The following is a 19,526-nucleotide window of genomic DNA, read 5'->3' as shown; positions in this document are numbered from 1 at the left end:
CTTCCAGCGCCACCGTTCGCTACGAGGTCGGCTGCTCCGCGTCGTCGGCCGGCGTGGCCTCCCGCCGGGAGGTCTTCGTCGGAGGCCGCCGGACGAACGGACGGTGCACGGGCACCGGCTGGACCCGCGCCGGGTGGGCGGGCATCCGTGAGCCAACTTCTTGTTCCCCGGACCCGGCGTCGGAGCGCCCCACGCCCGAGCGGCCCGAGCCCGCACCGGAGTCGCCCGTCTCGGAGGCGGCCAGCTCCTCGACGAGGGACCGTCCGTCGTCGGAGCCGCGCCCGCCCCTGCCCAGGGCCGTGCCGCCCCTGGCGGGCGCGGTGGGCATCTCCTCCATGGGCGGGTCCACGCTCCGGATCGCGGAGTACACCGCCCAGGTCACCGCCAGCACCGGGATCGCGATGATGGCGCCGAGCAGGCCACCGAGGAACGTGCCGGCGGTCACGCCGAGGGCGACCACCACCGGGTGCAGGGACACCTGCTTGCCCATGACCAGCGGCTCGAGGATGTGGCCCTCGATCTGCCCGATCAGCGCGACGCCGATGGTCACGATGATCGCGTCGACGAACCCGTTCGCCGCCAGCGCCACGACGGCGGCGATGATCATCGCGGCCGGGGCGCCGATGAGCGGGATGAAGGCGCCGATGAAGACCAGGACCGACAGCGGGGCGGCGAGCGGCACGCCCACGATCGACAGCAGGATGAAGGCCATCACGCCGTCGGCCAGGGCCACGATCATCGTGCCGCGCGCGTAGCCGGAGAAGGTGTACCAGCCCGCCGTCGCGGCCACGTGGGTGCGCTCACGGTTCTTGGTGGGCAGCTGGTTGAGGAACCAGCGCCACATCGAGCCGCCCCGCGCGAGGAAGAAGATCGTGAGGAAGAGGCTCAGGGCCAGCACCGTGAAGACGAGCGCCACCGCACCGGCGTTGCTGAGCACCTGGCCGGCGAGGTCGCCGGCGTTCTGCTGCACGTAGGTGGTCGCCTGCGTGACCGCCTGGTTGATCGCGTCGTTGATCTCGGCCTGGGTGAAGTGGAACGGCAGCGGGCCGGTCTCGAAGAACTGCAGGATCGTGTCGATACCGTCGGAGAACCGGTTCGCCAGACTCTCCCACTGCCCGGCCACCGAGGAGATCACGTAGGTGAACAGGCCGGCGACGACGAGGAACGAGCCCAGCAGCGCCAGCACCGTCGCGAGGCCGCGCGGCACGTATCTCGCGAGCCAGGTGACCACCGGGTCCAGGACCGAGGTGACCACGAGGGAGATGAACACGGCGATGAAGACGATCTGGATCCGGCTCGTCGCGAAGACCACCATGCCGACGACGATGACGATGCCGATGAGCAGCCAGGCGATGGTGCCGTACTTGCGGATCCAGCGGGGGACGCCGTCGGCCGGGGCGTCGGCGTGCGCGGCGCGCTCCGGCATGCGCCGCACGCTCACGCGGGCGGCGTGCGAGGGCCGGAAGCTGCGAACGGGCGTGCCGTCGCCGGGAACGGAACCGCCGGCGAGGCCCCCGGTCGGAGCCGCGGGGCCGAGCGCCGCCTGGGAGACCACCTGGTCCACCGACGTGGTCGGGGAGGGACGGACGCGGCGCTGGACGCGCCTGCCCACCTGCCGGCTCACCTGACCCAGCAGCTTCCGCGGACCACGCCTCGCACTCATCGGCTTCAGTCTGCCCCAAAGAGGCAGGTCACACCGCCAGGCGCGACCAGATCCTGGCCTGCGCGAGCTCCTCCACAGCCGCCGTCCGGTCGCGCTGCTCGGCGGCGCGCCACAGCGCCGACTCCACCGCGCGGGCCATCGCCCACGCCGCGACCCGTGAGGCGTCCAGCCCCGCCGCCGCGCACACGATTCTCGACCGCGCCCGCAGCACCCCGGCGGCGCTCGCCTCCCGGAACGGATCGCCCACCTGCGTCAGCAGCGGCCACGGGTCGAACGCCGGGTCGCCGAGCATCGGCTTGGGGTCGATCGCCACCCACGTGCGGGTGCCGGTCGAGTCGTCGGCCAGCAGGTTCCCGGGGTTGTAGTCGCCGTGGAGGACGACGGCGGAGCCCGCCGTGGCGGGCAGCTCTTCCAGCAGGGCGGCCGCCTCGGCGACCAGGCCAGGGTCGGCGCCGAGCGCGGCGCCGTGGCGCTGGGCGCGCTCGCGCACGAGCACCGCGAGGCGCTCGGCGTAAGCGGTGAGGGGCGCGAGACCGTCGGCGGCGCCCGCGGCCCCGGGCGTCGCCGCGTGCAGGTGGCCGAGCAGCTCCCCGGCGACGGCGAGCCGGTCCTCGACCCGCCGCTCGAGCAGCGCGCGGTCCTGCTCCAGCCCGTGCCCGGGACGGACCCGTCGCAGCAGCAGCGTCCAGGCCTCGGCGTCGTGGTCGAGGAGCTCGGGACCGCCGCGCCCGGACCACAGCCGGAGCGCGGCCGGCTCCCCGGCGGCCTCGTCGTGCGGGAAGACGATCTTGACGACGGCGTCCTCCCCGTCCCGCGTGCGGGCCGGCGCGGTCCACCCGGCGACGCCCGAGGGGAACGGCTCGCCGAGGCGCAGCCCCCAGCGGGTCCGGGCGCGGTCGACCAGGGCGGGCAGGCGCCTCAGCCAGGCGGCGCCGTCGTCCGTGCTGCCGACCTGGCGGCCCAGGCCCGGCGGGACGGTGACCGGCTCCGGGCCGGACCCCGCGGTGCCCGGGTCCGCTGCGTCGTCGGCGATCGTCATGCGCGGTGCGGTGCTCAGGCGGCGGCGAGGACGGCGGCGAGCTCGTCGGCGTCGCGGACGAGGGCGTGAGCGCCCTGCTCCTCGCCCGGTGCGGCGTAGCCCCAGTCCACGAGGACGACGGGGATGCCGTGCTCGGTGGCGCCGTCGACGTCGTGGTGACGGTCGCCGACCATGACGGCCCGGGAGATGTCGGCGCCGGCGGCGTCCAGCCCGGCGAGGGCGTCCTCGACGATCTGCCCCTTGGTGGAGCGGGACTCGTCGGCCGTCGCGCCGCAGATGACGGTGAACTCGTCGGCGAGGCCGGCGTGCTCGAGGATCGGCACGGCCATGTGGCGCATCTTCGACGTCGCCACGGCCAGCGGGACGCCGGCCGCGCGGAGGGAGCGGATGAGCTCGGGCACGCCGGGGAAGAGCGGGACGTCGAGCATGCGCTGGGCGTAGAGGGCCCGGTAGTGCTCGACCATCGCCTCGAGGTCCTCCTCGCGGACGCCGCCGAACTCCAGCAGGCCGTCGCGGATCGGCGGGCCGACGTGGCGCAGGAGCTGCTCCGGCGTCTCGGGCGGGTACCCGAACGCGGCGAGGGTCTCGGCGATGGCGCTGGTGATCGCGGGTGCGGAGTCGGTGATCGTGCCGTCGAGGTCGAACAGCACGGACGTGGCGCGAAGGGCCTCGGGTGCCTCCGTCACGGGCGCGGCGGAGTAGGTCGAAGTCATGAAAGGTCCTCCAGGAGGGGCAGGGATCTACCCCCAGGGTAAGCCGGGGGCGCAAGGAGGCCGGTCACACGGCGGGGTAGGGCCGGCCGTGGTGTCGTCGTGCGCCGACGTAGGACTCAAGTGGCGTCCGAAAACAGGGACGTTGGTGAGGTGTCGTCGGTACTGTCCGGCCATGAGCTCTGACTTGCCTCTGCGCCCCACGCAGGCGCGGACGCATCTCAGGTCGGGAGGATCGGAGCCGAAGCGGCTGCTCCGCGGTGTCGCAGTAGTTCTGCTCGGTGCAGTGATCGTCGGTCTTCCCGCGCACTCGTTGCCGAAGCCCGGCTTTGTGAGGTTTGGGTGGCAGATGTTCGCGATGAGCAGGCCGGCTCCGGAGTTCACGGTGACGGACAAGGACGGGTCGGAGACAGAGATTTCAACGTTCGAGATCGCGGCGAAGGTCCGCCCTGACGTGGACTACGTCGTGCCAGGAGTCCAGTGGATCTGCAAGCACGACCCTGAGGCACTTCACGTGAGCGCCACGATCGCGGAGCAGGGTGTCGGGACCTTCTCATGCGCAGACTTCTGACGGGGGAGGTGCGGCCCGGCGGCTTGGCAGCCGCGAGGATCCTCGTTGCCCTGGCCGCATTCCCACTGATTCTTGAGTGGTGGTTCGCGCTCCATCGGGTGGCCTCGGGTTCGTATCTGGTGATCCCGGTGGTGACGTGGACGCCGGTGCCCACGCCGATCATGGTGCAGGCATTGGTGTCCCTCGCCTTGCTTGCGGCGGTTTTGCTGCTGCTCGGCGTCTTCGCCCGTACATCGGCCGCTCTCACGGCGACGGTGGCCGGAACTGCCCTGCTGCTGGACCAGCAGACGTACAGCAACCATCTGGTCTTGTTCGTCTCCCTAGCGGCACTGCTCTCGTGCAGCCGGTGCGGCGAAGTTCTGACGTTCCCGCGACGGCGGGGCCTCTCATGGGTCCCGTACTGGCCTGTCTTCCTCATCAAGCTCCAGATCTCAGCCGTCTACGCATACACGGCGACGTCAAAGATCAACGAGCAGTACCTGTCTGGCGAAGTCATCGGGATCCACCAGAACGGCGTGATCGAGTTCCCTGACGCGTTTCTCCCGATCGTCGCCGTCTCCAGTGTTGTGGCCGAATACGTCCTCGCTGTCATGCTGTGGTTCCCTCGCGGGAAGTTCGTCGCGACCGCGATCGGCGCCGGACTGCACGGTGGAATTCTGCTGGTCTTTCACGACCCGATCGCCCTGGTTCCTTTCGCCATGCTCATGGCGGCCGGGTACATCCAGTTCTGGGCTAAGCCCTACGAGCCCGGCTCACCAGAGATTGGAGCGCGCCGGACGGCGGGAGACGTGTTCACAGGAGACCGGCCGGTCGCGCCCTCTACCGCCTGATCTCCTCCGCGGTTCCACATGGACCTCCGTGCCTGCGCGGTTCTGCGGGCGCCGTGGCACGCTGGAGGCCGGACGTCATCAGGGAGGGAGACCATGGGTAAGTTCTCGGCACTGGTCAAGTTCGCGGCGGTCGCCGGGCCGGCCGTGGTGAAGGTGGTGCAGAAGTACGGACCTACCCTGACGGAGCTCAGGAAGAGCAACCCCGAGGTCTTCGACGCCGTTCAGAACCAGGTGCGCAAGATGGCCGAGGCCCGCAAGGCGGGCAAGAGCCCCGAGGTCCTGCACCGCCGCATTGCCGCCTTGCGTGACCAGGTCGCCTACCTCCGTCAGTCCGCCGACGACGAGGGCGAGCGCCAGCGCGCCGAGGACTGGCGAGTCAAGCTCGACAAGATCGAGGCGTCCCTTCCGCTGCTTTCGGCGATGAGCTCGAAGGCGGCGGCGCGCGAACGGGCCCACATCGACGCCCGGATCGACGAGCTGTCCAGCGAGATCCTCTCCGCGTACATCGACGAGCAGGAGGAGGACGCGCGCCAGCTCGAGAGCTGACGCGGTCAGGAACTGGCGGTCGGGCAGTCCGGCGCGCTCAGTGCCGGCGGGCAAGTTCCGACAACCGGATGGTCGGCCCGGTGCGGCGGGGCTACGTTCGGGGCATGACCTCCTCGCTGATCGCCGTCGATCTTCCGTCGTCCGTCAGGCTCGTCAAGGGTGAGGGCGGGCTACCCGCCCTGGACGTCTCCACGCCCGTGGCCGCCGGGCGGCTGTACCTCCACGGCGCGCACGTGACCGCGTGGACCCCCAGCCGGCAGGACCCGGTCATCTGGATGAGCAGGAAGAGCAGGTTCGCGGAGGGTGAGCCCATCCGCGGCGGCGTCCCGATCTGCTGGCCGTGGTTCGGTGCCGGACGGGAGCCGGGTCTCGCGCCTGCCCACGGCTTCGCCCGCCTCGCCGACTTCACCCTCGTCGGGGCCGAGGTCGACGCCTTCGGTGCCGTGACCCTGACGCTGCGCCTCACCGACGCCGACGTCGCCGGCCTCCCCGGCGCTGAGCACTTCACCCAGCCGTTCGAGCTGACCTACACCGTGACCTTCGGTGCCGAACTGACCCTCGCGCTGACCGTCCGCAACACCGGCTCGGAGGAGTTCTCCTTCGAGGAGGCGCTCCACACGTACCTGGCGGTCAAGGACGTCACCGCCGTGACCGTCGAGGGCCTCGAGGGCGTGCGATACCTCGACAAGGTGCCCGGCGCGGGTCAGGACCTCGTCACGCAGACCGGCCCGGTCACCTTCACCAGCGAGACCGACCGCGTCTACCACTCCACGGGGTCTGTCACCGTGGTCGACCCGGCGCTCGCCCGGACGGTCACCGCGGTGAAGGAGAACTCGGCGAACACCGTCGTGTGGAACCCCTGGACCGCCAAGGCGGCGGCGATGCCGGATTACGACGACGCCGAGTGGCCCACCATGGTGTGCGTCGAGGTCGCCAACGCACTAGAGAACGCCGTCACCCTGGCCGCGGGGGAGAACCACACCATGACAGCCCGGTACGCCGTCGGGCCGCGCGTCTGATGCTGGGACTCCCGCCCGACCACAGAACCACCGACCCACACAACCACTCGACGGACCCACGACCGGACAGGTTGTGGGTCCGTCGTTCTATGGTCTGCGCTGGTCCCACTCATACGGACGGACATCGTCACCTGAATCGGTTCTGAAACTTGAATAGTTCCAGAAAACCTGTTTTGATGACACCATGTCCGTTACCCACACCGAGCTTCTGCGCGAGGCGCAGCTGCGGGTGACGGCGCCTCGTCTGGCCGTGCTGGCGGAGGTCGCCGAGCACCCGCACGCAGATGCCGAGTCCATCCGGGCCGGCGTGCACGCGCGGCTCGGGACCGTCTCCACGCAGGCGGTCTACGACGTCCTCCACGCGCTCACGGGCGCGGGGATCCTGCGCCGCATCGAGCCGGACGGCTCGCCCGGCCGCTACGAGCTGCGCCGCGGCGACAACCACCACCACGTCGTCTGCCGCAGCTGCGGCGCCGTCGCCGACGTGGCCTGCGCCGTCGGCCACGCGCCCTGCCTCACCGCGAGCGAGGACCACGGCTTCGTCATCGACACCGCCGAGGTCATCTACTGGGGCACCTGCCCCTCCTGCCTTTCCGCACACGCACCATCGAAGGAGATCTCTTGAGCGAGACCACCGGCTACCAGCCGCCCTCGACCACCCAGTTCGGCGCGCCCGCCGTCTCGGACCGCAACTCCCTGAGCGTCGGGTCCAACGGGCCCCTGCTGCTGCACGACGTGCGCCTGGTCGAGACCCTTGCCAGTTTCAACCGCGAGCGTGTGCCGGAGCGCAACCCGCACGCCAAGGGTTCCGGTGCGTTCGGTGTCTTCGAGACCACCGAGGACGTCTCGCGCTACACCAAGGCCGCGCTGTTCCAGCAGGGCGCCCGGACGGACATGCTGGCGCGCTTCTCCACGGTCGCCGGGGAGCAGGGCTCGCCCGACACCTGGCGCGACGTCCGCGGCTTCGCGCTGAAGTTCTACACCACCGAGGGCAACTACGACCTCGTCGGCAACAGCACCCCGGTGTTCTTCGTGCGCGACCCCATGAAGTTCCCGCACTTCATCCGCTCGCAGAAGCGCACGCCCGCCTCCGGCCTGCGCAGCGCCGACATGCAGTGGGACTTCTGGACGCAGAACCCCGAGTCGGCCCACCAGGTCACCTATCTCATGGGTGAGCGCGGCCTGCCCCGCACGTGGCGCCACATGAACGGCTACGGCTCGCACACCTACATGTGGGTCAACGAGGCCGGCGAGAAGTTCTGGGTCAAGTACCACTTCCACACCGAGCAGGGCATGGAGTTCCTCTCCAACGAGGAGGCCGAGAAGCTGGCCGGCTCGGACGCCGAGTTCCACCGCCGCGACCTCTTCGACGCCATCGAGCGCGGCGAGCACCCCAGCTGGACCCTCTCCGTACAGGTCATGCCGTACGCGGACGCCAAGACCTACCGGTTCAACCCGTTCGACCTCACCAAGGTGTGGCCGCACGCGGACTACCCGCTGATCAAGGTCGGCCGCATGACGCTGAACCGGAACCCGAAGAACTTCTTCGCGGAGATCGAGCAGGCCGCGTTCGCGCCGTCGAACACCGTCCCGGGCATCGGCGTCTCCCCGGACAAGATGCTGCTCGGCCGCGTGTTCGGCTACGCCGACGCCCAGCGCGCCCGCATCGGCACCAACTACCAGCAGCTGCCGGTCAACAAGCCGATCGTCAAGACCAACGACTGGACCTTCGACGGCAACATGACGTTCGAGCACTCCGGTGACGCCCCGGTCTACGCCCCGAACTCCTTCGGCCGCCCGTGGTCGGACGAGCAGGGCGCGACCGACGACGGTTGGGAGTCCGACGGCGAGATGGTCCGCAGCGCCTACGCCCTGCACGCCGAGGACGACGACTTCAGCCAGCCGGGCACCCTGCTCCGCGAGGTGTTCGACGACGCCCAGCGGGCTCAGTTCGTCGAGACCGTGGCCGGCGCCCTCTCCGGCATCACGCACGACGTCGTCCTGCAGAACGCCTTCCAGTACTGGAAGAACGTCGACAAGGAGATCGGTGACCGCATCCAGGCCACCGTGCTCGCCGGCAAGGGCGACCCGCAGGTCGGCATCGACAACGAGGCTGCCGAGGAGCCCCTCGGCGTCCGCTGACGATCTCACTCACTCACGAGACGTCACGACCTCGCGCGTCCTCGGGCGGTGAGACGTCAAGTTCTCCGTGGGTTGTCAGCAAGGCTCTGGCACGCATGGGCCCGGTGACCGTTCCGACGGTCACCGGGCCCGTCGCCGTTTCAGAGTCGCTCGCGGTCCCAGCCGTTGCTCGCCCAGGCGCTCCGCGCGCGCTGCCTGTCTGCGGCGAGGATGCCGTGCTTCACGCCCATGCGGATGATCCAGTACTGGATCAGCAGACCCAGAACCGCAGGCACGACAAGGAGCACCACAGTGACCGCGCCGAACCAGGCGAACGGGTCCGGTGACAGGGTTGAGCTCATCAGCAGCATTGGTGTCGTCCTCCGACCGAAATAGCGGGCTGTGGTGGAGCGTATTCGTGGTGCCTCTCGGCGTCCGGAGAATTGACGATCCAGATGGCTCCGCGGCAGCGCATGCACGACGGCGGTACGGTCGGTGACGGCACCGACGAAGGGATCCGGCATGGCCGAGCTCGTTCACCTCGACGTCGACGGCGGGGTCGGCACCATCACGTTGGACTCCCCGGAGAACCGCAACGCCCTCTCAGCCGGCTTGCGCCGCGACCTGAACCGGCACCTGGCGACTTCGATCGACGACGACGCCGTCCGTGTCATCGTTCTCACTCACACCGGGACCGTCTTCTGCGCCGGGGCCGACCTCAAGGAAGCGCGGGGGACCGACGCCGAAGCACAGGGTGTCGGTGAGCTGCCTGACCTGCTCGTCACGCTCATGAACGCACCCAAGCCCGTGGTGGCCAAGGTCGCCGGAACGGCAAGGGCCGGTGGCATCGGCCTCGTCGCCGCCTGCGACCTCGCCGTCGCAGCCGACGGCGTCACCTTCGCCTTCCCCGAGGTTCGGCTCGGTCTGGTGCCCGCCGTCATCTCGGTGCCGCTGCGCCGTCGGGTCCAGCAGCAGGCCCTGCGTCGGCTCTTCCTCACCGGGGAGGTCTTCGACGCGACCGAGGCCCAGCGGATCGGCCTTCTCGACGCCGCGGTGGGCCGCGACCGCCTCGACGAGCAGGTCGCCCGCTACACCGACGCTCTCGTGCGCGGGGCGCCGCGGGCCCTGGCCGCCACGAAGGCCGTGCTCGCCGATCCGCCGGAGGACGACGCCCGCGAGCTCGAGGTGCTCGGCCGGCTCTCGGCAGCGCATTTCGCCTCGGCAGAGGGGCAGGAGGGCCTCGCGGCCTTCGCCCAGAAGCGTCCGCCGTCGTGGGCACCGACGAACTGAACGGCGTGTTCCCTACCACGTGCGCGGTTCTCGGCGCCGTGCGTGCCATACGCTTGCCGGACGGGCCCGGGTAGTTCTTCCGAGGGAACGGCTCTGAGTGGAGGACTCCTGTACACCGAAGACCCCGCCTCCGGCGGCGACGTCGCCTTCCGGACGCACCGCGATCCCGGCCGTCCGCCGGCCGGCATGCCCGACGCCTACGCGCTCGACGCGATGGCGCGGGCCGGCATGGGCGCCTACCGTGCGGACCTCTCCTCGTCCGTGCTCTGGCTGGACGATCGCGCGGCCACGCTTCTCGGGATCCCTCCCGTCTCGGGTCCCCTCCCCACCGGCACCGTCGAAGCGCAGATCCACCCCGACGACCGTCCCGTCCTGGGCGAGCTCGTCACCGGCGCACTCGACGCCGGTTCGTTCGAGGCAGAGTTCCGGATGGCCGGCTCGCCCGACCGGTGGATCGCCACCCGCGGTCGGGTGACGTGCGAGCCGAGCACGGGTCACCTGACCGGCGTCGCCGGCGTCATCTTCCCCCGGGTGCGCACCAGCCTCCACCATGCCGCGGAGCTGGTCGAGGACCTGCCCACGACGTTCTTCTCCCTGAACCGGAACTGGCGGTTCTCCTACGTCAACACCGAGGCGGAGCGCGTTCTCGGCCGGCCGCGTGCCGAGCTTCTCGACGGCGACATCTGGGAGCTCTACCCGGCCGCCCTCAGCAACGCCTTCGAGACCTACTACCGTCGCGCCATGAGCTCCGGCGAGCCGGTGAGCTTCGACGCGTACTACCCCGAGCCGCTGAACGCCTGGTACGAGGTCCGGGCGATGCCCACCGCCGAGGGCCTGTCGGTGTACTTCTTCGACGTGACCGAGCGGCGCCGGCTCCAGGAGGAGACCGAGCGCATCGCGCGGCGCGCCCAGCTGACCGCGGCCGTGACCACCTCGCTCGCGCAGACCCTCGACGCGGAGGAGGCCGTCGCGGCGCTCGCCCGGACGCTCGTCCCGCAGCTCGCCGACTGGTGCGTCGTCACGCTGCTCGACGCCGACGGCGCGATCAGGCCCTCGGCGATGCGGGACATCGGCTGGTGGCACGCCGACCCCGCCGCTCGCCCGCTGGTCGAGGAGTACACCCGCCACCGCATGGATGCGCTCATGGGTGAGTCGTTCCTGATGCGCACGCTCCGCACGACCGACGTCGTCCGGGTGCCCGACGACGCCGCCGCCCGCATCCGGGCCGTGCTCCGGCCCGGCCGCGCCCAGGACCTCATCACCGAGCTCGCGCCCGAGTCCGGAACAGTCCTGCCGCTCCGCGGCCGCGGCCGCACTCTCGGTGCGATCACCCTGTTCAACGGCGCGGACCGTCCGCCGCTCGACGGTGCGGACCTGCTCACCGCCCAGGACATCGCCGCCCGGGCCGGCCTGGCGCTCGACAACGCCTACCTCTACGCCAGCCAGCGCGGCGTGGCCGAGGAGTTGCAGCGCTCCTTCCTCACCGAGCCGCCGCAGCTGGACCACCTCGACGTGGCGGTGCGCTACGTGCCCGCCGCGCAGGCGGCCAAGGTGGGCGGCGACTGGTTCGACGTCTTCCAGCACCCTGACGGGCCGACCGTCGTGGTCATCGGCGACGTCACCGGTCATGACCTGCACGCCGCCGCCACGATGGGGCAGCTGCGCTCGATGCTCCGGGGCATCGCGACGACGACGGTGCCACAGCCCGCCGCGCTCCTCACCCAGCTGGACCGGGCGATCGAGGCCGTCGCTCCCGGGACCGTAGCCACCGCCGTCGTCATGACGCTCGAACCGGTGGGGCCCGACGGCGACGTGCTCGTGCGCTGGTCCAACGCCGGCCATCCGCCGCCCATGCTGCTGGACGGCGAGGGCGACGTCGTCACCCTCAGCCGGACGAACCTTCTCCTCGGCATCCGTGCGGAGACGGTGCGCACCGAGCAGACATTCGCGGTCCGCCCGGGCAGCACGCTGCTGCTCTACACCGACGGTCTGGTCGAGCGCCGGGACGACGGCGGTCTCCGCGGGGGCCTCGACCGGCTGCGCGCGACGTTGCGCGACCTGCGAGGCGAGCGCGGGACGGACCCGCTGTGCGACGAGCTGGTCCAGCGGCTCCTGCCCGCGGCGCCCGAGGACGACATGGCCCTCGTCGCGGTGCGGCCGCGGCGCACCGCTGGCTGACCCCGTCGCAGCACCCGCGGGCGCCTGAGCACTACAACACTCGCTGAGCCGGCACTCCGGTCGCCGCGCCCAGGGCCGCGACGGCCATGTCGTGGAGCAGTCGCGTCATCTCGGCACGGCCGACGCGTGCGCTGTGCGGGGTTGAGTTGAGCAGGCCGAAGGTGGCGTGCGCGGCTGCCCGGGCGCGCTGCGCGTCGAGACCGGGGGAGCGGCGGCACAGCACGTCCACCCACGTCTCGACGTAGTCGTGCTGCAGCCCGCGCACCCGTCGGCGCTCCGATTCGGCGAGCCGGTCGAGGTCCCGCGACTGGATGGTGATGAGCGCCGGGTGGTCGAGCGCGAACGACACGTGCCAGTCCACCAGCGCCCGCAGCGCCGCCTCCGGGTCGCCGTCGGCCGCCGCCACCCGCGACCGGCCCTCACGCAGAAGCTCCTCCGAGATCCCGACGAGCAACTCGGTAAGGATCGCTTCCTTGCCCGGGAAGTGCTTGTAGAGCGCCGGACCGGAGATGCCGACGGCGGACCCTATGTCGCCGACGGAGACGCCCCCGAACCCTGCACGGGCGAACAGGTCCGCCGCGGCTGCGAGGATCTGCTCCCGCCTCGAAGGCTTGCCGTCCGGCTCCGACATGGGCACGATGGTACCCACGCAGGTTAACGATCGTTAACAAGAGTGGTTCTTCGACGGGGAAGGACGCCGATGGCGACAGCGACGCCGACGACCTCGCCGGGGCTCGCCGACCTGACCGACGAGCTGCGCGAACGTCTCGCCGCCGTGCGCCTGGGCGGCAGCGAGAGCGCCCGGAAGCGTCACGTCGAGCGGGGCAAGCTGCTCGTTCGCGACCGCGTCGACCGCCTGCTCGACCCCGGCTCGCCCTTCCTCGAGCTCTCGCCGCTCGCCGCCTACGGCATGTACGACGACGAAGTCCCCGCCGCCGGCATCGTCACCGGGATCGGGCGGGTGGCCGGGCGCGAGTGCGTGGTCGTCGCCAACGACGCCACCGTCAAGGGCGGCACCTACTACCCGATGACGGTGAAGAAACACCTGCGCGCCCAGGAGATCGCCGCCGAGAACCGGCTGCCGTGCCTGTATCTCGTCGACTCCGGCGGCGCTTACCTGCCCATGCAGGACGAGGTCTTCCCCGACCGCGACCACTTCGGCCGCATCTTCTACAACCAGGCACAGCTCTCGGCCCGCGGCATCCCGCAGCTCGCCGCCGTCATGGGGTCGTGCACCGCGGGCGGCGCCTACGTCCCCGCCATGTCCGACGAGACCGCCATCGTCCGGGGCCAGGGCACGATCTTCCTCGGCGGCCCGCCACTGGTGAAGGCCGCCACCGGCGAGGTCGTCACCGCCGAGGAGCTCGGCGGGGGAGACGTTCACGCCCGCCGCTCCGGCGTCGTCGACCACCTCGCCGACGACGACGCCCACGCCCTCGCCATCCTCCGCTCCGCCGTCGGCACGCTCGAACGCCGCGAGCCGCCGTCGCTGCGGCAGGAACCGCCCGAGGAGCCGCTCGAGGACCCGGCGACCCTCTACGACGTCGTCCCCGCCGACACCCGCACCCCGTACGACGTGCGCGAGGTGATCCGCCGCATCGTCGACGGCTCGCGGCTGCACGAGTTCAAGGCCCTCTACGGCGAGACCCTGGTGTGCGGGTTCGCCCGCCTCTGGGGCTACCAGGTGGGCATCGTCGCGAACAACGGGATCCTGTTCAGCGAGTCCGCGCTCAAGGGCGCGCACTTCATCGAGCTGTGCAACAAGCGCGGCGTCCCGCTCGTGTTCTTGCAGAACATCGCCGGCTTCATGGTCGGCCGGGACTACGAGACCGGCGGCATCGCCAAGGACGGCGCCAAGCTCGTCACTGCCGTCGCCACCACAGTGGTCCCCAAGTTCACCGTCGTCATCGGCGGCTCTTTCGGCGCCGGCAACTACGGCATGGCGGGCCGCGCCTACGACCCGCGGTTCCTGTGGATGTGGCCCAACGCCCGCGTCTCCGTCATGGGCGGCGAGCAGGCCGCCTCGGTGCTGGCGACCGTCCGACGCGACGGCCTCGAGCGCGCCGGGCAGGAGTGGTCGGCCGAGGACGAGGAGGCGTTCAAGGCCCCGATTCGCGAGCAGTACGAGCGCCAGGGCTCTCCGTACTACTCCACCGCCCGCCTGTGGGACGACGGCATCATCGACCCCGCCGACACCCGTCGCGTTCTTGGCCTGGCCCTCGCCGCCGCTGCGAACGCGCCCGTGCCGCCGCCCGTCGCCGCCATCTACCGGATGTGAGCGGCGTGTTTACCTCCGTCCTGATCGCCAACCGCGGCGAGATCGCCCTGCGGATCATTCGCTCAGCCCGCGCCACAGGTCTGCGCACGATCGCCGTCTACTCCGCCGCCGACTCCGGTGCGCCGCACGTGCGTGCCGCCGACGTCGCTGTGTGCCTCGGCCCCGCCCCGGCGGAGGAGTCCTACCTGTCCATTCCTGCCCTGCTCGACGCCGCCCGCCGCACCGGCGCCGAGGCCGTCCATCCCGGGTACGGGTTCCTCTCCGAGAACGCCGACTTCGCCGCGGCCGTCGAGGACGCGGGGCTCGTGTGGATCGGGCCGCCCACGGAGGTCGTCGCCCGCATGGGCCGCAAGGACGAGGCCCGCCGCCTCGCTGTCGCCGCCGGCGTTCCCGTGCTTCCGGCGGTCGAGGGGGACGACGACGCAGCCCTCCTCGCCGCGACGGCGGACCTGCCGTTCCCCGTCCTGGTCAAGGCCGCCGCTGGGGGCGGCGGAAAGGGCATGCGCGTGGTGCACGACGCCGACGCCCTGCCAGGCGCACTGGCTGCCGCCCGCCGTGAGGCCCGCGCCGCGTTCGGCGACGACACCCTATTGGTGGAGCGGTACGTCGAGCACGGCCGTCACATCGAGGTCCAGGTGCTTGGCGACACCCACGGCACGGTGCTGCACCTGGGCGAGCGCGACTGCTCCGTGCAGCGCCGCCACCAGAAGGTGGTGGAGGAAGCTCCTGCCGCAACCATCTCCGACGCCGTTCGCGACCTGGTCACCCACGGTGCCGTGCGCCTGGCGCGCGAGGTGGGGTACGTCGGTGCTGGGACGGTTGAGTTCCTGGTGGCGGGGGAGGAGGCGTACTTCCTCGAGATGAACACCCGCCTTCAGGTCGAGCACCCGGTCACCGAGCTCGTCACCGGGCTGCACCTGGTTGCCCTGCAGCTCTCGGTCGCGCAGGGAGAGCCGCTGCCGCTGGCGCAGGAGGAAGTCGAGCTCCGCGGTCACGCCATCGAGGCCCGGGTCTACGCTGAGGACCCGGCGGCGGGTTTCCTGCCGCAGGCCGGGACGGCGGTTGCGGTGCGCTGGTCAGCGCGGGCGCGGGTCGACGCCGCGCTCGAGAGCGGCCAGGAGGTCACCACCTGGTACGACCCGCTGCTCGGCAAGATCATCGCTCACGGTGCGACGCGCGAGGCGGCCCGCCGGTCTCTGGTCGCCGCGCTCGACGACACCGCCGTCCTCGGGCTCACCACCAACACCGGGTTCCTGCGCCGGCTCGTGGCCTCCGACGAGTTCCGCGACGCCGCGATCGACACCGCCTGGCTCGACCGGACGTCCAACGCCTTCCCGGCCGCGGCCGACGATGTCGCTCTGTGCGCGGCGGCGTGGGTGTTTGCCGAGACGTTGCGGCGGGCGGTGCCCATGCACCCGTTCGGCGCCGGCGACGGCTGGCGCCTCGGCGGCCCGCCCGCGCCCGTGGTGCTAGAACTCGAGCACGACGGCGTCCGGGAGCAACTGCGCGTCGACCTCACCGCCAACTGCGTCGCGACGGGCGAGAGGTCGTGGTCCGTGCGCGTCATCGCCCGTGACGGCGTCGTCTGGAGGTTCCAGATCGAGGGCCTGACTCGGGACGTCGTCATCGAGGTCGACGATCTTGGTGTCTGGGTCGCGCAACAGGGGCAGTCCCGCCACTTTGCGGTACCCGACCGGCTGGCCGCTACGGCGTCCCACCACTCCGACGGGCTCGTCACGGCACCGATGCCCGGGCTGGTGCGCGACGTGGCCGTGCGCGAGGGGCAGCACGTAAAGGCTGGAGAGGTCCTGGGTGTTCTCGAGGCGATGAAGATGGAGACCTCGTTGACCGCCCCACACGCGGGCGCTGTCGTTGTGCAGGTCCGCGCCGGCGACCAGGTGACGCTCGGGCAGACACTCTTCGCCGTGGGGGAGGACTGATGACGGTTCCCGCGACGGACGGCACCCCGACCGCGCACCCCACTGCGCCCGCAGGTGCCATTCCGTCGGCCGCCGATCCCGGCACCCGGCCCGTGCCGGTTCCTCTCAGTGGCCTTCCCTCACGTGTGGAGATCTACGAGGTCGGCCCGCGTGATGGACTGCAGAACGAGGCGACGATCCTTTCCGTCGAGGTCAAGGCGGAGTTCGTCCGGCGCCTGGTCTCGGCAGGGCTGCGAACCGTGGAGCTCACGAGCTTCGTCCGGCCCGGGCTGGTTCCCCAGCTCGCAGATGCCGAGGAGCTGCTCGCCGCCGTTGGCCGGACAGACGGGGTGCGGTTCCCCGTCCTCGTGCCGAACGAGCGTGGGCTCGATCGCGCGCTCGCCAGCGGCGTCAGCGAGATCGCGATCTTCGGCTCGGCCACCGAGTCCTTCGCGCAGCGCAACCTCGGCCGCTCCGTCGACGAGTCCCTCGCGATGTTCGCGCCCGTCGTCGACCGAGCCCGTGCCGAAGGCTTACAGGTCCGGGCCTATCTCTCGATGTGTTTCGGCGACCCGTGGGAGGGGCGCGTGCTGATCGCACACGTTGTCGCCGCAGCAACGCGTCTCATGGGACTCGGCTGTACCCAGCTCTCGCTCGGCGACACGATCGGCGTCGCCACGCCCGGCCACGTCGTCGCGCTCATCGACGCCCTCGCCGAGGCGGGTCTCGGACCGGATCTGCTCGCGGTGCACTTCCATGACACCTATGGTCAGGCGCTCGCCAACACCGTGGTCGCCCTGCAGCACGGCGTCACGACCGTCGACGCGGCCGCGGGCGGACTCGGCGGCTGCCCGTTTGCGAAGAGCGCGACTGGGAACCTCGCGACTGAGGACCTCGTCTGGCTGCTTCACGGCCTCGGCATCGACACCGGTGTGGACCTCGCAACTCTCGCACGTACGTCCCTCTGGTTGGCTGAGCAGCTCGATCGCCCTAGCCCTTCGCGCACCGTCCAGGCACTGGCACCCCAGTTGTCGACCACCGAGCGGCGCCACCCCAGCCGCGCGTCCTGAGGAGAGAAAGCGAATATGCGCACTGCCTTCACTGAGCTGGTTGGTGTCGAGCACCCGCTCGCCGGTTTCAACCGCACCCCCGCCGTGGTTGCCGAGGTCTCACGGGCCGGTGCGCTCGGAGTGCTGGGAGCCACGATGTACTCCCCGGAGGAGCTCGACGAACAGCTCACCTGGATCGAGGAGCAGCTCGGTGGGCGACCCTATGGCGTAGATCTGATGGTGCCCGCCAGCACCACTCAGCAAGACCTCAACACGCTGGTGACCGATCTGCGCAGCCAGATCCCCGACGATCACCGCCGGTTCGTCGACGGGCTCCTGGAGAAGTACGACATCCCGCCAGTGAGTGAGAACGATGCCCTCGACCGGCTCGGCCGGATCGATGCCAGCCTCGAGACCAACATGGACACCGCGATCGTCTCGGAACTTCTCGACGTGGCGTTCTCCCACCGCATCGCGCTGGTCGCCAACGCCCTCGGTACGCCGCCGCCGGCGATGCTCGAGCGCGCGAAGGCGCAGGGGGTGCCGGTCGCGGCCCTGGTGGGCAAGCGTGAGCATGCCGAGAAACAGCTCGCCGCCGGCGTCGACCTTATCGTGGCCCAGGGGACTGAAGCCGGCGGGCATACCGGCAACGTCGCCACCATGGTGCTCACGCCGGAGGTGGTCGAGATCGCCGGCGACGTGCCGGTGCTCGCCGCGGGAGGGATCGCGAGCGGCCCGCAGCTCGCGGCCGCACTGGCGCTGGGTGCGGCCGGTGGGTGGGCCGGTTCCGTCTGGCTCTCCAGCCACGAGGACGCCGCAAGCCAGGTGATCAAGGAGAAGCTGCTCGAGGCGACCAGCTCGGACACCGTCGTCTCGACGACCCGGACGGGCAAGTCCGCCCGGCAGCTGCGCAGTGCGTGGACCGACGAGTGGCAGGCGCCGGGGGCGCCGTCCCCCCTGCCGATGCCGCTGCAGTCCATGCTCGTCCGGGAGGCGTGGGAGCGGATCGACGTCACCGCCGAGAAGGGGAGTGGGCCCGCCCGCGAGCTGGAGTCCTTCTTCGTCGGGCAGGTGGTGGGCAGCTTCCGAGGGCTCCGGTCGACGGCCGAAATCGTGCAGGACATCGTCGAGGTGTGCGAGGCACGGCTCGCGGAACTCGGACGGCTCGTGGAGCCCGTCCAACGCTGAAACTGCTAGGCGCAACTGCCGCCGGACGGCGTGTTCCCGGGGCGCACTCGACCCTCGTCCTTGCTGTGGTTACGTCCGCCTGCAGCGCCCAGCGCAGCGATGGACGCCACGTCAACAGGCGAACCACTTGGACTTAGCTGGGGCGGCGGTAGTGCATTCGGTCCGTGACGGTGAGGTAGCAATTCCGACGAGTGAGGCGCTGAGGGCGGATGGCGGGCGCCGTTTCAGTTTGTGAACACCTGGATCATGTTCATCGCGACCGGGCCGAGGAGCACGATGAACAGCACGGGGAGGATGCAGACCATCAACGGGAAGATCACCTTGACGGGGATTTGCATCGCCTTTTCCTCCGCCCGCTGGCGCCGTTTCATCCGCATCTCCGATGCCTGGGTGCGGAGCACGTCAGCGATGGCGATGCCATAAGCGTCGGCCTGGATTATCGCTCGGATGAACCGGCGAAGGTCTGGGACGTCGGCACGCCTAACGAGGGACTCGTAGGCCTGCCGGCGGGACTGCCCCAGCTGGATGTCCTGCAGCGTGCGGACGAGCTCTTCAGCGAGCGGGCCTTTGCCGTTCTTCCCGGCTCTGGCCATCGCTGAGTCGAAGCCCAGGCCCGCTTCGACAGCGATCATCATCTGGTCCAGGGTGTCGGCCAGTTCCAGGGTGATCTGCTCCTGACGTTCGATGCTGCGACTGTAGAGCAGGAGCTCGGGCAAGAAGTAGCACACGATCATGACGGCGATGCCCAGGAGGAGCAGGATCGGTTTGCTCGCCAGAAGCAGGGTCAGCCCCATGCCGGCCGCCGGCAGCACGATCTTGGCCACGAGCAGTCGCTCCATCGGCCATGCCGCCGGCCGCCCTGCACGGCCGTGGAGGTTGTCCAAGTGCCGCGCAATACCGGCCGGAGTGAGCCGGCGGGCTAGCGAGGCCAGACCGCCTGGCTCGTTATCTCGTACCTCTGCAGCCGTGGATTTCGCGTCGCGATACAGCCCGCGACGGAGGTTGTTCACCACGCGCTGGCGGGTCACGTCCGGGCCCGCGGTCAGCGCCCAGACCAGCACGCCTGTCGAGACGCTTGTGACGACGGCGGCCAGCAGTATCAGCGGCGGCACGCTCGGCACTCCT

The 19,526-nt window shown here is 70.7% G+C and carries 18 protein-coding genes; 12 read left to right on the top strand and 6 right to left on the bottom strand.

Annotated features, from left to right (window positions below):
* Positions 1 to 19: 19 nt before the first annotated feature.
* Genes ATJ97_RS03585 through ATJ97_RS03575 form a run of 3 tightly spaced genes read right to left on the bottom strand, consistent with a single transcriptional unit; the run spans position 20 to position 3,415 of the window.
* A complete protein-coding gene (locus ATJ97_RS03585) occupies positions 20 to 1,663 on the bottom strand; it encodes an AI-2E family transporter (protein WP_098482568.1) in 1,644 nt (547 codons plus the stop codon).
* 28 nt (positions 1,664 to 1,691) lie between these two features.
* The gene (locus ATJ97_RS03580) at positions 1,692 to 2,702 is read right to left on the bottom strand and encodes an aminoglycoside phosphotransferase family protein (RefSeq protein WP_098482567.1); all 1,011 of its coding nucleotides are present in this window, start codon (positions 2,700 to 2,702) and stop codon (positions 1,692 to 1,694) included.
* A gap of 14 nt (positions 2,703 to 2,716) precedes the next feature.
* Positions 2,717 to 3,415 carry an HAD hydrolase-like protein gene (locus tag ATJ97_RS03575; RefSeq protein ID WP_098482566.1) on the bottom strand — a complete coding sequence of 233 codons (699 nt, stop codon included), beginning with the start codon at positions 3,413 to 3,415 and terminating at the stop codon, positions 2,717 to 2,719.
* A gap of 172 nt (positions 3,416 to 3,587) precedes the next feature.
* On the opposite strand from ATJ97_RS03575, the gene ATJ97_RS03570 reads away from it, so the two are divergent.
* The 6 genes from ATJ97_RS03570 to ATJ97_RS03545 all read left to right on the top strand — a co-directional run bounded on the left by ATJ97_RS03570 (position 3,588) and on the right by ATJ97_RS03545 (position 8,520).
* A complete protein-coding gene (locus tag ATJ97_RS03570; RefSeq protein WP_143426866.1) occupies positions 3,588 to 3,983 on the top strand; it encodes a hypothetical protein in 396 nt (131 codons plus the stop codon).
* On the top strand, positions 3,968 to 4,813 hold the full coding sequence (locus ATJ97_RS03565) for an HTTM domain-containing protein (protein WP_098482564.1): 846 nt from the start codon (positions 3,968 to 3,970) through the stop codon (positions 4,811 to 4,813). Before ATJ97_RS03570 ends, ATJ97_RS03565 begins: the two co-directional genes overlap by 16 nt.
* 93 nt (positions 4,814 to 4,906) lie before the next feature.
* On the top strand, positions 4,907 to 5,359 hold the full coding sequence (locus tag ATJ97_RS03560) for a hypothetical protein (RefSeq protein WP_098482563.1): 453 nt from the start codon (positions 4,907 to 4,909) through the stop codon (positions 5,357 to 5,359).
* 104 nt (positions 5,360 to 5,463) lie between these two features.
* Positions 5,464 to 6,378 (top strand): D-hexose-6-phosphate mutarotase, encoded by a 915-nt coding sequence (locus tag ATJ97_RS03555; protein WP_170037097.1) that lies wholly within the window; start codon positions 5,464 to 5,466, stop codon positions 6,376 to 6,378.
* A gap of 184 nt (positions 6,379 to 6,562) precedes the next feature.
* Positions 6,563 to 7,003 (top strand): Fur family transcriptional regulator, encoded by a 441-nt coding sequence (locus ATJ97_RS03550; RefSeq protein ID WP_098482561.1) that lies wholly within the window; start codon positions 6,563 to 6,565, stop codon positions 7,001 to 7,003.
* The gene (locus tag ATJ97_RS03545; RefSeq protein WP_098482560.1) at positions 7,000 to 8,520 is read left to right on the top strand and encodes a catalase; all 1,521 of its coding nucleotides are present in this window, start codon (positions 7,000 to 7,002) and stop codon (positions 8,518 to 8,520) included. Before ATJ97_RS03550 ends, ATJ97_RS03545 begins: the two co-directional genes overlap by 4 nt.
* A gap of 140 nt (positions 8,521 to 8,660) precedes the next feature.
* Here ATJ97_RS03545 and ATJ97_RS19380 read toward each other — a convergent pair whose 3' ends face one another.
* Complete coding sequence (locus ATJ97_RS19380; protein ID WP_143426865.1) at positions 8,661 to 9,023, bottom strand: hypothetical protein; 363 nt, start codon at positions 9,021 to 9,023, stop codon at positions 8,661 to 8,663.
* On the opposite strand from ATJ97_RS19380, the gene ATJ97_RS03535 reads away from it, so the two are divergent.
* Together ATJ97_RS03535 and ATJ97_RS03530 are read left to right on the top strand one after the other, a co-directional pair.
* Positions 9,022 to 9,789, top strand: coding sequence for an enoyl-CoA hydratase-related protein (locus tag ATJ97_RS03535; RefSeq protein WP_098482558.1), 768 nt, complete (start codon positions 9,022 to 9,024; stop codon positions 9,787 to 9,789). The genes ATJ97_RS19380 and ATJ97_RS03535 overlap by 2 nt on opposite strands.
* A gap of 186 nt (positions 9,790 to 9,975) precedes the next feature.
* Positions 9,976 to 11,967: a SpoIIE family protein phosphatase gene (locus ATJ97_RS03530; protein ID WP_098482557.1), complete on the top strand. Its 1,992-nt coding sequence runs from the start codon at positions 9,976 to 9,978 to the stop codon at positions 11,965 to 11,967.
* 31 nt (positions 11,968 to 11,998) lie between these two features.
* On the opposite strand, the gene ATJ97_RS03525 is transcribed toward ATJ97_RS03530, so the two are convergent.
* Entirely contained in the window at positions 11,999 to 12,598 is a 600-nt protein-coding gene (locus ATJ97_RS03525) for an SACE_7040 family transcriptional regulator (RefSeq protein WP_098482556.1), read from the bottom strand.
* A gap of 69 nt (positions 12,599 to 12,667) precedes the next feature.
* Between ATJ97_RS03525 and ATJ97_RS19985 the strand changes: the two genes are divergently transcribed.
* From ATJ97_RS19985 to ATJ97_RS03510, 4 genes are read left to right on the top strand one after another with little or no spacing between them, the layout of a single operon-like run.
* Positions 12,668 to 14,245 (top strand): carboxyl transferase domain-containing protein, encoded by a 1,578-nt coding sequence (locus tag ATJ97_RS19985; protein ID WP_143426864.1) that lies wholly within the window; start codon positions 12,668 to 12,670, stop codon positions 14,243 to 14,245.
* 5 nt (positions 14,246 to 14,250) lie between these two features.
* Positions 14,251 to 16,185, top strand: coding sequence for an ATP-binding protein (locus ATJ97_RS03520; RefSeq protein ID WP_245862079.1), 1,935 nt, complete (start codon positions 14,251 to 14,253; stop codon positions 16,183 to 16,185).
* On the top strand, positions 16,185 to 17,234 hold the full coding sequence (locus ATJ97_RS03515; RefSeq protein ID WP_098482554.1) for a hydroxymethylglutaryl-CoA lyase: 1,050 nt from the start codon (positions 16,185 to 16,187) through the stop codon (positions 17,232 to 17,234). Before ATJ97_RS03520 ends, ATJ97_RS03515 begins: the two co-directional genes overlap by 1 nt.
* A 15-nt stretch (positions 17,235 to 17,249) precedes the next feature.
* Positions 17,250 to 18,401 (top strand): NAD(P)H-dependent flavin oxidoreductase, encoded by a 1,152-nt coding sequence (locus ATJ97_RS03510; protein ID WP_098482553.1) that lies wholly within the window; start codon positions 17,250 to 17,252, stop codon positions 18,399 to 18,401.
* Between the two features lie 224 nt (positions 18,402 to 18,625).
* On the opposite strand, the gene ATJ97_RS03505 is transcribed toward ATJ97_RS03510, so the two are convergent.
* Positions 18,626 to 19,513 carry a type II secretion system F family protein gene (locus ATJ97_RS03505; RefSeq protein WP_098482552.1) on the bottom strand — a complete coding sequence of 296 codons (888 nt, stop codon included), beginning with the start codon at positions 19,511 to 19,513 and terminating at the stop codon, positions 18,626 to 18,628.
* Positions 19,514 to 19,526 lie beyond the last annotated feature (13 nt).

The sequence above is a fragment of the Georgenia soli genome, from assembly GCF_002563695.1.
Taxonomy (GTDB): domain Bacteria; phylum Actinomycetota; class Actinomycetes; order Actinomycetales; family Actinomycetaceae; genus Georgenia; species Georgenia soli.
The sequence above is the reverse complement of the archived record's forward strand: the minus strand, read 5'-3'. Positions and strand labels throughout refer to the sequence as shown.